The following is a 12895-nucleotide window of genomic DNA, read 5'->3' on the forward strand; positions in this document are numbered from 1 at the left end:
TGGGCTGTCGGCCGGCCAGTGGTCCCGGAGCCGAACCTTGGTGGGACTCCGCAGCGACATGGCCTCACGGTTCGACGCCGCTGCTGCGCGCCATCTCCAGACGGTGCGGCGTACCGTGCACCGCGCCTCAGGCGTCGCGGACGTGTCAGTTCGCCGCTCCGGCACCAGCGAGATGGCACGAGTACCGGTCGAACGGCGAGCCGCGACGCTGCATATCGTTCCCGCATGAGAATCAAGAGACCCAACCCGTGGCACAGGGCCGCCCAGCTACTGGTCACCATGTTTCTCCTCGGCGGAGCGACGGCCGGGCATGCAGCCGGTGTGGAAGCTGAACCTGACAACGACACAGGCAGGAGCGCCTACTCCGCCGCACCGCTGCGCGTGATGACGTGGAACGTGTGTGGCGAGGCCGGAGGAGCGGGCCCCTGGGCCGCGGGATACTGCCCGGAGCGCAATACTCGGCTGGCCGATGACAGCAACACCTTGAAGAAGGCGGCTGAGATCGCCGACCTCGTACTCCAGGAGGACTTGGATGCCGTGTTGCTCCAGGAAGTCTGCGCGGGGGCCCTGCACAGCGACGAGACCCGCGGCGCCAGCCAGCTCGATCAGATACGTGGCCTGCTCACCGAGACAGGGGCCACCTGGTCGGCTGTTTCGGCCTCCACTCCCCGCGCCGGCGGAGACTCCGCCTGCCGGGGCAGCCTGTCGGGCGACGTGAGTGTGGCGATCCTGGCGAAGGGTGACATCAACTGGTCGCGTGAGACGCCACTGCCGGTACCAGCGGGCCCGCAGCAGAATCGCGGCAAGGTGCTCTGCGCCGGAGTCACCGGCTGGGAAACCCACCTGTGTACGACGCACCTCACCAACTACGACACCTCCCTGCAGCCCGACGAAGCTGCCGTGGCCTACCAGGCCCAGATCGACACCGTCGCCGGTCAGGTCGCCGACTTCGGAAGGGTGGTCCTGGGCGGCGACTTCAATACCAGCGTGCGGAACAATCTGCAGCCGCTCTACGGGGCCATGACTGAATGTGATCAGCAGGCCTACCACGTGGGTGACATGGTCAACGGGACAACCAAAGTAACGAACCAGTGGTCAGCGGCGACAGACGGCACTCTGGTCAGAGGCACGACCCAGATCTCGAAGATCGACTACCTCTTCGCCAGCGCCGGGTTCGGCGCCTGTGACTCACTGACTCGGCTGGCGGACAGCGCAGACTACTCCAAGTCCGCCCAGCCCGGCTGTACCACGGCCACCGGGTCCGCCTGCGTCGCGAACGCCCCCTCGGACCACGCTCCGCTCCTCGGCACGCTCCGCGGAGGGCCACGGTTGAACTGGCCCCTCCAGGAAGTTGGAGACCATACGGGCACTGCCACGAGCGGCGTCGGCCGAACCACTGACCATGGCGGAGCCGCGGTATTCGACGGGCTGTCCGGGGTGATCACAGCCGACGGTCCTGTGGTGGACACCACGCGGAGCTTCACCGTGTCCGCCTGGGCCAAGGTCGAGCCCGACGCGGGCACCGCAGTCGTGCTGGCTCAGGACGGGACTGTCATCAGCGGCATGATGCTCTGGTACAACCAGCCCGACAGGACATGGCGGTTCGGTCTACCGAAGGCCGACAGCGCGACCTGGGACATGGACCAGGCCATCTCCGCGACAGCCGCCGTACCCAGCCGCTGGACCCGGCTCACGGGCACGTTCGACGCACTGAGCGGGACCGTCGCCCTCTACGTCGACGGCGTGCTTGCTGGCTCCGCCAACCACCCCACGACCTGGCAGACCGCCGGCGACTTCACCGTAGGCCGGGACAAGGTCTCCGGGCACTCGAACGCCTTCTGGAAGGGCTCCCTCCAGTCGGTCGAGGTGTTCGACTACTTCATGACCTCGGCCCAGGCCGCTTCGGCAGCCAGATCGCTCGCCGCTCCCACACAGACCGTCACCGCCCCCGCAACGGACGAGAAGGGCCCCGGCTGCCACGCCGGCAGCTACACGGCGGGAGATTTCGGCACGGTCTCCACCACCACCCCAAAACTGACCGCCTACATCGCCCATCCCGATCCTTCCCTCGAAGTCTGGGCAGAGTTCTCGATCTGGGACAACACCGACCCACAACAGCCCCAGCCGATCCGGCTGGGCGGCCCGGGTTCCGCAAGCGGCCCGGTGACTGGAAAGGGCGTGGTCTCAGTCCAGCCGAAGCTGCTCGCCGGTCACAAGTACGGCTGGTACGTCAGAACGGCCGACGGAGCTCTCGCCCCGTCGCCGACGGCTGAAGTCTGCCACTTCACCGTTTCGGCACAGTGACCGGCGGGGGTACCGCCCCTGCAAACCAATTCTTGGGCAATGACCTGCGGAAGTACCAGGGTGAGCGCAGTGAACGGGCCCGGTGTTGACGGCATCCCTTCCTCCAGCAGCAGGTCAGAGAGGAGCCAAGAGTGCCGTCCTCCTACCAGGACGCGAGGAAGCGCCTGCACTGCCCAGGACGGCCACGAGCTGGAGCTCATCAGAATGATCGCCCAGTCCCGCGCCTACAGTGCGGTGATTCGGACAGCGCTCGGCTGCGCTGGGCCCCACTGTCATTGAAGGCCAACGAGCGGCTTCCCGGCGGCACGGCCTGGAACGATGCCCGAAAGAGTTGCCAGAACTTCGCGCTCTGCACCTGGATCATCCAGCGTGTCGGCGCCGCCACCGACCCGGACTGGGACCCCGAGGCGCTGGCCGCCGACACGCTGGCCGTGCTCATCCTCGCCCCCGACCGGGCCCTCTCGCTGTCCACCGGCCGGCACGACCTCCTGGCAGAACGGATCGGTGAACTTCGGCGGCACAAGAACATGACGGCTCACGTGAACCAGTTGGTGCACCTCATCCCGTCAGAACCGACGAAGGACCAGCTCAGCACCTGGATCGACGTGCGCAAGTACCTGCCATGAGCGCCCCTGCTGACACGGACATGCAGAAACCTCAGGGCCACGGGCAGACCGCTGCCACAACCACTCTCCTCTGACGGACCCGACCTCAGGAGCAGCGGGCCCGAGGTCCAGGCGCGTGATGGTGCAAACGAAATGCAGGCGCTGGACACCTTCCACTTTCCGTGGAGGGCTGACTGAGTGGGATGTCAGGGGCATGTGGTGGGATGGCCGGACTCTGCTGCCGTGACCTGCTGGGAGACCGCATTCATGCCCGTGTACTCGTCTCTTACTCACGCCTTGACCGCGGCTCTGGTCGATGTCTTGTGGTTCATCGAGGGCAAAGACGACGAGCAGATGGATCCGGCCGATGCCGTCAAGGTCCTGGAGGGTGTCACCCACCTGGTCAGCACGCTACCGAGCGATCAACGCAGCGAACTGATCGGTCTGACCGAAGCCGAGTCCGACCCCGCGCGAAAGGAGTTCCTGGAAGGGTTCCCGGAAGGCCTCGGGCTCCTTGATGATGCTGGCTGACCCGTGCTTCACCAGCAGAGCAGGACGCGCTTGCACAGGAGATGGAAGCCGGCCCCGCCAAACACCCGGCCGCGTGGCGCAGCGGGTCGCTCAGTGGGCTGGCTGGTGTTCATTGTGCAGCGGGTGCGTTTACTGGTGTGGGGTTGTTGAAGTCGGTGAAGGTGATCGTCGCTTCGATGTCGGGGCCGGTCGCGAAGTGGATCTTCTGGCGTACGCGTACGACTCGGCCCTGGTTGTCGATCCATGCATCTGCGTCGATGGTGGTGGCGGGTCGCAGGTTGTGCCCGACGGTCCTGTCGACTGATTCGATGTCTTTCGGGGTGAGGCGGGCCGATACGCGTAGAGGTTCGCCGCCTTGGTGTACGGAGGTGCTGTGGGCGAGCATGAGCCGTACGTACTGCGGGAGCCGGTCGGTGGGTATGCCCCCCTTAGCCACCGAAGCGGGGAACTGTTGCCATGTGCCGTGCGTTTTGGTGGCGCGCCGGTACACCTTCTGGCGGGTGATCACGACGTCTTCGGTGTACTGCTCGGTTGTGTCTGTTGTGCGCCCTGTGAAGGGTGCGTTGAGGTTGACCCGTCCCTCCATGAGCTGGAGTCGTCTGGACCCGGACTGCGTGATGGCTCTGAGCTCGGCTGAGTACGGGGCGTCGCTGGCTGCGGCCAGCCGATCGCGGACTACCTGCGGGCCGCTCTTTGGTGGTCCGGACTGGCTCGAGGAGCACGCGGAGAGCATCAGCCCCAAGAGCACGAGAGTCAGGGGCGTTGTCCGGCGATGAAGCACAGTGGATCCTTTGAGTACCGAGCCCGCGCAGGAGACACCACTCCGGGCCGCAGGTGGATGGTGACCTCATCCTGTCCGGCCATGGAGATCAGGCGGGGCTCAGGGGGAGGTGGCGTGATCAAGAGTGCGTCGGACAGTTACGGAATTGGCTTCTCCACCCGCACAACCTTCCGGCCGGCATCCGCCGCCCTCGAAGCGCTTCTCCAGCGGTTGACCTGCTTAGAGCCACCCTTGTAAGCGAACCGCCCTGGTGTCGGCGACGCCGACCTCGGAGCCTTTGCTCCCGGGCAGGGTCCCGGCATTCTCCGGGGCGGCGGCGCTTCTGCGCGCATCCTGTACGACTTCCCACTCCCCCGGGTGACGGCGCAGCGATTCTCCGTCCTGCCGCTGATGGTGGCCGGTACCAAGGCTTCATGATCAAACTGTCCGCGCAGGTCCTTGCCACCGCTGCGCTCTCTGTCCTTCCCTTGCTGGTCGTCGCCCCTGCCCACGCCCAGGCCCCGGCCGAGGTCCTCACGCTCACCGAAGCGATTGAGCAGCTGCCGCTCGCAGCCGAGTCCCGCGACGGCTACCAGCGCACGAAGTTCAAGCACTGGGTCGATGCGGACAAGGACTCCTGCAACACGAGGCAGGAGGTACTCGAAGCAGAGTCGCTCGTCCCCGTCACCGTTGAGGCGGGGTGCAAGATCGTTGCAGGTGAGTGGTACTCGTACTACGACGGCGTCACCCTCACCGCACCCGGGGGTCTCGATATCGATCACATGGTCCCGCTTGCCGAGGCCTGGGACTCCGGTGCCTCGCAGTGGACTGCAGCCCGACGTGAGGCTTATGCGAACGACCTCGGGGCCGAACGCTCCCTGGTGGCTGTCACTGCCAAAACGAACCGTTCCAAGGCCGATCAGGACCCTTCGACCTGGCTGCCGCCGCTGGCCGACGCGCGCTGCACCTACGCTGCGGACTGGGTCTCAACGAAGCTCCGCTGGGGGCTGACCGTAGATTCACCTGAGGTCGAGGCGCTGACCGAGCTCGCCTCGGACTGTGGGCAGCAGACCGTTGAGTACGAGCCGGCAGCTGCGGCTGGGAAGTAGCAGGCCGGCAACTCTGAATTCCCCACCATCCGGGCGGCAGGGGGCCCTGCGTACGTGCGAAGTGACCGCAGGGCCCACCCTGAATGCCGTCCTGTCAGGGCACCCACACCGACCGTACGGTCAACCGGTCCTGACCGCTCGTCGAGAGCGGCTGCCCGCGGCCCTCGGCCGAGCCCGTCCTGGCAAACTTGATGATATGTACGAGCTTCCCGGTGGCGCGGCGCCGAACGGCCCCATGCAGGACTACGTGATGCTCTATCCCGAGGTCGCCCAGGCGGGTTCCTTGCAGAACGCTCTGCAGGAGGTGGCCGAAGATGCGGGCCACGGGCTCGTAGTCGAGCTGACGTCCTCACCAGGCTGGCGCCATGTGGCCGTGCGTGTGGAATCCGACAGCCACTCGGCGTATGTCCTGTTGGCACTCGATGAACGTTGTTTCATCGTCGACTGCTGGGCCGGCGGCGTCCGCATGGCTTCCGGGAGTACCCCGGATCTGGCCCAGGTTGTCGGGGCGCTGCACTCCTAGCTGGAGCGGCCGCGAGTGGGCGAACTCATCGCCCAGTGGCCCTTCCTGCGGACCTGGGAGCTGGCAAGGGCTCACAAGCGCGGCGAGGCTGTGCCGGTGCGGTGGAGCCAGCTGCGCGAGGCCGCTGCGTGCGCACCGCACACGGGGTTGCACGACCTCGTCGAAGCCGCCTTCACGCACGAGCGGCTTCGGGTGCTGTCGCCGGGACGGAGCATGCACTGGCTCACCTTCAGCCGCCGGGCCGCGCCGCCCATCTGTCACGATCTGCCGCGAGCCATGCCGCTCGGGAGCGGCCGGTACCGGGTGCGCTTGGCCGACGGGCGGCTGCACGAACTGGGCACTGCGGCTGAAACCGTGGTGGTCATTCTCGAGGGTCTTCCCGACGGCGCATTCCCACGATGTTGAAGACTGTGCTGGGGCTGCAAGTGAGCGGCCTGGCTGTCACCCTGGCCGCCGCTGTCCCCACCGGCTGGCTGCGCGGAGTTCGGCGATGGAGGGCATGCTGTCAATCGCTTCGTCTGCGCGTCCGTGCCTAATGAGGAGTGCGGCCGCCTCCCACGCGTCCACGTCGGGATCTGCCTGGAGCAGGTCAAGGGCCTCTTCGACGCGTCCTGACTGCTCCAGGATCCATGCGGTGCTGGATGTCAGTCCGTACAGGTCCGTGGGCAGCTTCGCGGCGTAGGCGAGGGCTTCCTCGTTCCGGCCTGCCTCACCCAGCAGCCATATCCGGTTCGTGTGGAACCAGGATGGGTGCTCGTCGATGTATTCGGGATCGCGCTCGTCGAGGATGTCCAGGGCGTCGTCGAAACGCCTGGCCTCTGCAAGGAGGTGGATCACGCTCTCGAGAAGGCAGTTGTCGTGGTGGTCGAACGTGGGTCGTCCCACCTCGACGGCTTCCTCGATGCGGCCCTGGCGCCCGAGCAGTTCGATCAATGGCCAGCGGAAGCGGTCCCACTCGTCGGCCGCGATGAAGCGTCGCAGGATCGTCTCGGCCTCATCCGCACGGCCTTGGTCTTCGAGGGCCCTAGCGTAGTACGGCAAGCCAACCTGCGCGTGCTCCCCGGTGCCCAGCTCGTGCAGCTCCTGCATGCGACCGTTGCGCTGGAGGAGTTCGGCGTAGGCGGTGAGTGTGTTCTGGACCAGGAAGCGACCGGCTGCTACGTCTGCCCCGAGTACTCGGACGGCCTCATCCGCGCGGCCCGCCCGTTCCAGGACCTGGGCCTGAAGGTCCTGCGCATTGCTGGTCTCAAGGTCCCATCGTTCCTCACCGCGGACGCTGCGGACTCGCTCGGCTCGCGGCGCGAGCAGTTCCAGGACCCGCTCGTCCCGGTTCTGTCCCTCGGTCAGCTCGACCAGGACGGACAGCGGCCACGCCCGGTCCAGGTGCGGTGTGAGGACGGCGATTGCCTCATCCACCTGCCCTGCCTTGACCAGCAGCTCCGCGAAATCGCGGCACGTGCGCTCCGACGCCAGTCCCATATCGTCCGGGCGGACCCAGTCCAGCGCCTGCTGTATCCGCCCGGCCTGCAGCACAATGTCGGCAGCCGCCCAGCGTGCCGGCTCCCAGCCAAGCTCGACAAACGGCTCCAGCACGCCCAGAGCCCGCTCGAAGTCGGCTGTCTTGCACAGCTGGCGCGCTGCCGCCGTCGCGCAGGACCACGCCCCCTTTGAAGCCGCCCGGACCAGCAGCTCTACGTGCCCTCGCTCTACCAGCAGGTCGACCAACACGGGCGGGTATCCGCCGAGCCCCCGTGACTGCCACTCAAGATCATCAATATTCACGGGCTGAGCCTACGACCGCCCACTGACAGCCACAGAGAGACCGACGGCACACCGGATCTCCGGTCGCTCAGCAAGCCGATCGGCTACAACGTGCCCGGATCGGCCCGAACCAAGCCACTCGAAAAGCGGCTGAGGGGCCCTTGACGAGTGGAGTTCCGCCATCCTGTCCACAACGGAGTCGCACGGAGTTGGGTGCCACAACGTCCCCGCGGGTGACGGGCCTCAGACTCAGCCGCGCTGAGAATGGCCCTGCGTTCCCTCAGCGGTGGAGCGTGTAGCGGAGCAGCCGTTGACGGGCCTCACGTTCGGGCAGGCCGAGTCCGGGCCCGATTACGGATCCGTCCCTCGTCCCAGCCTCTGCGTGGAAGGCTGCCGTTCGGCCGGCGTCGGTGATGGTGTGTTCGAGGCGACTGATCGCCCTCAACGCAGCGAGGGGCGCGTCGCCGGCCAGGTTCCCGAGGCGCCGTTCGATCTGCTCGATGAGGGTGGCAAGGTCGTCGGGTACCGGTACGGCGCGGGCTTCTACGTCCCTGATGTGCTGGTCCCAGTCTTCTTCGGGGCCGGTAGTGTCGAACAGGTCCGGGCTGCGGCGGTCCACCTGGTCCCAGTCCAGCGGGTAACGCGTCTCGCCCCGCCATCCGCAGCCGCATGACGCCCGCAGGTGGGCGGCCAGGGGTGCGCGCAGTGTTCCGTCGTAGATCCACCAGTCACTGCTCTGGTGCACGTGACCACCGCTGCCGGTATCGAAGTAGACCGGCTTCGGCTCCGTGCCGTCGGCCAGGACGGCGCCCGGCCGCCCTTCATGCGCGGCGCCGAACTCTACGGTCTGCCACATCGCGCCCACCCCACTCCTGTACCCGAATACAATGACTCCCCTCTGACCATGCACCAGCCCACAGTGCGGTGAACGGTGAACCCTCGAAGTGGTGAACGGCAGATCCTGCGACGGGTTTGGGAGAGAGTGGCGGCGCTGCGCTGGCCGTGGTGTCGATGTTCGCGCAGTTCCCCGGCAGCAGGACCGGACTCTCGCCCGCAGGTTCGAGCGCAGTGACCCCGCACTGGGTCTGTCAGTCGCTTCTGTAAGCATGCTGCCGTGACAACCACATCACCTGACCAGTACCCGTCCGAGGCCACGCTGGAGTTTCTGCGTTCCGCGTTTGAGACGCAGTGGCGTGAGCCGGCCTTGGGACACGATGGTGTTTCGGCTTGGGAAGCCGAGCACAGGGTCGTGCTTCCGGAGCCGTACCGGAGTCTGATCGCGGAGATCAGCAACGGGTCGTCTCTGGGACCGCCGCAGGACGGAGGGCTCCTGCCTCTGGGATGGCTCCCGCCCCACTAGCCGTACGACAGGGACCGCGACCCTGGCGCGTCGTTCCCCCTTCGAGAAGCCTGGGCTTGGGAAGGTGAACCACTGGCTGTCGGCCATCACGAGCGCGTAGCCGACGTCTTCAGCAACGGCTCGGTCGTGCTTGGCGCCGACGACGGGCCGTGCTATTGGGTCCTGGTCGTGACCGGTCCCCAGCGAGGCAAGGTCTGGGTGCTTTCCGAAGTCGGTGCCTACCCTTATCCGATGCCGGAAGCGGCCGGGTTCCTGGAATGGGTGCAACGCTGGCACGCCGACGAAAGCTGGTGGGACTGATCACTGCCCGCACGGAGCCGAGTCGCCTTTCCCGCGGCAGGGGCGTAGTCGGGGTCGCTCGTACGAACGGAAACCGGCCGTCGAGCACAACTCTGCAGCTGGCCACTCGTCGTACAGCCATGGAATTCATCGATCCACAGCACGTGCAGGAACCAGGCCTGGTCGTCCTCGACATCACCGCGGCCGACGAGGCAACCGCGCGTCTGGTAATGGCCTCCCTCGAGCAGCATTGAGAGACCGCCCACACTGTGATGGCGGTCCTCGACCGGCATTGGGCAACGTCCGGTGTGACTGTCGTACGGAGGATTCCTGGAGTGCCCGGGGTCAGGGCCCGCATCTACGTGGACACGCGGCGTTCCGGTGCCCAGTTGTAGAGGCCAGAGTGGCGGGTCCGGGCGCCCGGTGGCGCTGCGGGTGCGGCGCGGGGTCAGGTGGTGGGGGTGCCGTCGGGGTGGTTGTTGATCCATGACAGTCCGCCGAGATCGAGTTGGTGGCGGGCGCGGGTGACTGCGACGTAGGCGAGCCGGGCTTCGGCGGGGTCGATGGGTCCGGGGACGGGGCGCCCATTGTCGTCCTTCTTGTCGCTGTCGCGGGGCGGGGTGAAGTCGGCGGCGATCTGGACGGTCTCCCATTGACGGCCTTTGGCTTTGTGGGCGGTCGAGACGGTGATGTCGGCGGTGCCCTCGTGGTCGAGGCGGTGGACTGCATTGAGGATGGCGTCGGTGCCGTGGGTGTCGACCAGGTCGACGAGTGGCTGGAGGTCTCCTCCGGCGGGGTCGTTTCCTGCGTAGTCCTGGAGGTCGCCCCATGTGGGGAAGAGGAGGAGTTCGGGGTGGGAGGTTCGCCGGCCTGTTTTGAGGTCGTCTGCCGCGCGGGCGAGTGCTTGCAGGGATTCGCCTCCCCCGGTGAGGGCTACCCGGTTTTCTGCTTCGAGGAGTTGGATGACTTCGCGCATGGCGCCGACGTTGGTGCGGCACAGGATGGCGTCGGGTTGTTCGGATGGTCCAAGGGTGGTGGGGATCGTGTCGCTGCCGGTCAGGCGCAGGGGTGCGTCGGCGATGGCGAGCCAGCGGTTGGCCTCGGTGGCGAGGCGGGGGCCGAAGCGAAAGGACTGGGTCAGGGTGAGGCGTGTGCCGGGGAAGGCTGCCATGACGTCGCGTGCGCCGCGCCACCCGTAGATGGCTTGGGCGGAGTCTCCGACCATCACGAGCTGGGCGTGGTTGCGTTGGGCGTTGAAGATCTGCTCGACGACGGGGTTGGTGTCCTGGGCTTCGTCGAGAAGAAGGTAGTCCGAGGGGATTTTCGGTTCGGTGAGTGCCCAGATTTTGAGGTAGTGGTCGTGACCGAAGCGGACCATGCCAGCGTCGGGGTTCTGAAGGTCTGACCATGCTTTGCGGGCGAAGGGCATCACTGCTGCGGTCAGTTGGCCGTGGTCGACGGCGCCTTCAAGGCTGCGCAGGGGTGGGACGTGGTGGTCGGCGAGGGCTGGGTCTGCGGAGTGGCAGAAGCGGGTGACGGTGCGCAGGGTCGCGTAGGAGAGGGCGCGGGGTGTGAGGTCTCGGTCGCCGATGCGAATGGTTTTGGTGATGCCGAGGTCGTGGCCGGTTTTCCAGCTGGGCTGGCGGGGTGCGTTCAGGCGGGTGCGGTAGCGGTGGCCGATGGCGGCGTAGGCGAGTGCGTGGGCTGTCTTGCACGTGACGGTTGAGGGGAAGCGTGTGGCGGCGTCCTGGGCAATGGCTTTGTTGTAGGCGAGGTAGCGGCCGGTGCGGCGGGAGCGGTGCGCAAGGAGTGCCAGGGTGCTGGTCTTTCCGGTGCCTGCGCCTGCCTGGAGGGTGAGGTGCTCTCCGTTGTGGAAGTGGTCGGCGGCGGCGGCCTGTTCATCGGTCGGGGTCAGCACGGGAAGTCTCCGTTGATCGAGCGCGTAGGGATGGGCCGGGGCCGGCGGCGGCATTGGGGAATGAGGCCGCACGGGTGAGGGGCCCCGTTTGTTGGTTGCAGAACGGGTGCGGGAAGGGTCGCGGAGAAGAGCCGAGTGGGGACGGGCTCAGGCCCTGTGGGGTCGGGTGTGGATGTGCTGGTGGTGCAGTAGGGGGTCGAAGGGTTCCCATTCGGCGAGGGCGAGGTCGGCGGCCCCTGATGCGGTGTGGTCGGGGCAGTGCTGGTGGCGCCATCGCAGCTGCTCGCTGTAGGGCAGGTGGGTGAGGTCGTAGACGGCCATCAGGCCGGTGGGAAGGGCGCATTGGCGGCCGCTGGGGGGTGCGGCGGGCAGGAGCGTCCAGACTCCGGCAGGGGTGTTGGTGTCGAGGACCGTGCGGGTGCAGCGTCGGCGTTGGCGGGTCTGCGAGACGCACCGGATGGCGTCGACCGAATGCATGGCGAGGTATCGGACGCACAGGAGCTGTACGACTGGTCTGGCCGGCCGGCACTGCTCGGCGGCTGCGGGCTTCCATGCGGGTGCCGGCGGGGCGGGGTGTGCGGTGAAGGTGCCGTTGTTGATCAGACGGCGGGTGTGCAGGGCGAGGTGGCGGCGTAGTGCGGTGATCTGGGGGGTGGGTGCTGCGGGGGCGTGTCGTGCGGGGCACAAGGCGGTGTGCGGGATGCGGCACCAGGGGGTGCCGTCGTGGGCGGGGTGGGCGGTGCCGGAGCTGACGTGCCAGCGCAGGTGGGCGGGAACGGCGCTGGCAGGGAGTTCGTGCGGGTGGAGGCTGGCGACACGTCCGGTGGTGTCATGGCCCGCGGGGGTGTGGGGGAAGTAGTCGATGCGGTTGCCGCAGTCGCGGCAGCGGCCGGGCTGGGCGCTTCGGACGAGGCGGGTGGGGCTGTCGTGGGCGACGCGCAGGGAGCGCAGGCGTGGGGAACGGGCAGGAGTGCCGTCCCAGCGGTGACCTGGTGAGGTCGTGGCGGAGCACATGGCGGTGAAGGTCGCAGGCGACACACCGAACCTGCGGGAACCGTGCCGAGGTGTCCTGCAGATGGCTCAACATCGCGGAACGCCTGCACGGTTTCCCGAACGGAGGTTCCCGCCCGCGACTGGATCGGGTGATCTCTCAGTCCGGGGAGCGGGGGCTAAGGGGCGGGTTCGGTCGGCGGCTGATGGCCTTCGCAGAGGCGTGCAATGAGATGGTCCACGGGCACGTCGAGGGCGTGGGCGATGGCGTGCCAGGTCTTGAGCGATCCGATGGTGCGGCCTTGCTCGATTTCGATGAGCGTGCGCCTGGCCAGGCCGGTTCGGGCGGCGAGCTCGTCGTAGGTCCAGCCGCGTTCGCTCCTCAGTCGTGCCAGCTCCAGCCGGAGGGCGGTGAGGTTCGGGTCGGGCGGGAAGATCGTCACTTCATTATCCGAAGGCGCAGACCCCCGACCTGTCAGTGCAGACCTCTGCCCTATTTCTGCAGGTCGCCACACCGCCACGCAGGGCAAAGGTCTGCACTACGGTGTGCCGCCACCCCACTCCCCCACCCAGCGGGATAGCACGCGGGACCGAGCTCGCCGAAGATCAGGAGAAAGACACATCAGATGAGGCTCTGCACGACGCAACCAGCGGTGCGGCGCACCTGGACGGTTGAACTGCGCCCCGAGCGAGGAGGGCCGGTCCTTCACTGCCCCCAGTGCCCGCCCGGCAGCCCATCCGTACGGGCCGCGGCA

The 12895-nt window shown here is 67.3% G+C and carries 13 protein-coding genes and 1 pseudogene; 8 read left to right on the forward strand and 6 right to left on the reverse strand.

What is annotated here, in order from left to right:
• Positions 1-225 precede the first annotated feature (225 nt).
• The 3 genes from ACIQMX_RS39130 (at position 226) to ACIQMX_RS39140 (ending at position 3440) form a co-directional block, all read left to right on the forward strand.
• Entirely contained in the window at positions 226-2304 is a 2079-nt protein-coding gene (locus ACIQMX_RS39130; RefSeq protein ID WP_402485574.1) for a LamG-like jellyroll fold domain-containing protein, read from the forward strand.
• A gap of 275 nt (positions 2305-2579) precedes the next feature.
• Entirely contained in the window at positions 2580-2930 is a 351-nt protein-coding gene (locus tag ACIQMX_RS39135; protein WP_402485577.1) for a hypothetical protein, read from the forward strand.
• A gap of 276 nt (positions 2931-3206) precedes the next feature.
• Positions 3207-3440, forward strand: coding sequence for a hypothetical protein (locus ACIQMX_RS39140; protein WP_402485579.1), 234 nt, complete (start codon positions 3207-3209; stop codon positions 3438-3440).
• Between the two features lie 109 nt (positions 3441-3549).
• On the opposite strand, the gene ACIQMX_RS39145 is transcribed toward ACIQMX_RS39140, so the two are convergent.
• The gene (locus ACIQMX_RS39145; RefSeq protein ID WP_402485582.1) at positions 3550-4026 is read right to left on the reverse strand and encodes a hypothetical protein; all 477 of its coding nucleotides are present in this window, start codon (positions 4024-4026) and stop codon (positions 3550-3552) included.
• 608 nt (positions 4027-4634) lie between these two features.
• On the opposite strand from ACIQMX_RS39145, the gene ACIQMX_RS39150 reads away from it, so the two are divergent.
• The 3 genes from ACIQMX_RS39150 to ACIQMX_RS39160 all read left to right on the forward strand — a co-directional run bounded on the left by ACIQMX_RS39150 (position 4635) and on the right by ACIQMX_RS39160 (position 6237).
• Positions 4635-5309, forward strand: coding sequence for an HNH endonuclease family protein (locus ACIQMX_RS39150; protein WP_402485585.1), 675 nt, complete (start codon positions 4635-4637; stop codon positions 5307-5309).
• Between the two features lie 196 nt (positions 5310-5505).
• Entirely contained in the window at positions 5506-5832 is a 327-nt protein-coding gene (locus ACIQMX_RS39155) for a hypothetical protein (protein ID WP_402485589.1), read from the forward strand.
• Between the two features lie 15 nt (positions 5833-5847).
• Positions 5848-6237 (forward strand): DUF6193 family natural product biosynthesis protein, encoded by a 390-nt coding sequence (locus ACIQMX_RS39160; protein ID WP_402485592.1) that lies wholly within the window; start codon positions 5848-5850, stop codon positions 6235-6237.
• Between the two features lie 36 nt (positions 6238-6273).
• Here the strand turns inward: ACIQMX_RS39160 and ACIQMX_RS39165 are convergent, their stop codons facing one another.
• Positions 6274-7614 carry a hypothetical protein gene (locus ACIQMX_RS39165; protein ID WP_402485595.1) on the reverse strand — a complete coding sequence of 447 codons (1341 nt, stop codon included), beginning with the start codon at positions 7612-7614 and terminating at the stop codon, positions 6274-6276.
• Positions 7615-7873: 259 nt separating this feature from the next.
• Entirely contained in the window at positions 7874-8449 is a 576-nt protein-coding gene (locus tag ACIQMX_RS39170) for a hypothetical protein (RefSeq protein WP_402485598.1), read from the reverse strand.
• A 672-nt stretch (positions 8450-9121) separates the two neighbouring features.
• On the opposite strand from ACIQMX_RS39170, the gene ACIQMX_RS39175 reads away from it, so the two are divergent.
• The gene (locus tag ACIQMX_RS39175; RefSeq protein WP_402485600.1) at positions 9122-9253 is read left to right on the forward strand and encodes a hypothetical protein; all 132 of its coding nucleotides are present in this window, start codon (positions 9122-9124) and stop codon (positions 9251-9253) included.
• Between the two features lie 119 nt (positions 9254-9372).
• Positions 9373-9627, forward strand: a pseudogene (locus tag ACIQMX_RS39180) (DUF6207 family protein).
• A 53-nt stretch (positions 9628-9680) separates the two neighbouring features.
• Here ACIQMX_RS39180 and ACIQMX_RS39185 read toward each other — a convergent pair.
• The 3 genes from ACIQMX_RS39185 to ACIQMX_RS39195 form a co-directional block, all read right to left on the reverse strand.
• Positions 9681-11147, reverse strand: a complete 1467-nt coding sequence (locus tag ACIQMX_RS39185) for a UvrD-helicase domain-containing protein (protein ID WP_402485656.1) — start codon at positions 11145-11147, stop codon at positions 9681-9683.
• Positions 11148-11297: 150 nt separating this feature from the next.
• A complete protein-coding gene (locus ACIQMX_RS39190; RefSeq protein ID WP_402485603.1) occupies positions 11298-12164 on the reverse strand; it encodes a DUF6083 domain-containing protein in 867 nt (288 codons plus the stop codon).
• A 155-nt stretch (positions 12165-12319) separates the two neighbouring features.
• Positions 12320-12583 carry a helix-turn-helix transcriptional regulator gene (locus ACIQMX_RS39195; protein ID WP_327170101.1) on the reverse strand — a complete coding sequence of 88 codons (264 nt, stop codon included), beginning with the start codon at positions 12581-12583 and terminating at the stop codon, positions 12320-12322.
• Positions 12584-12895: the final 312 nt, after the last annotated feature.

The sequence above is a fragment of the Streptomyces sp. NPDC091416 genome, assembly GCF_044756845.1.
GTDB lineage: Bacteria > Actinomycetota > Actinomycetes > Streptomycetales > Streptomycetaceae > Streptomyces.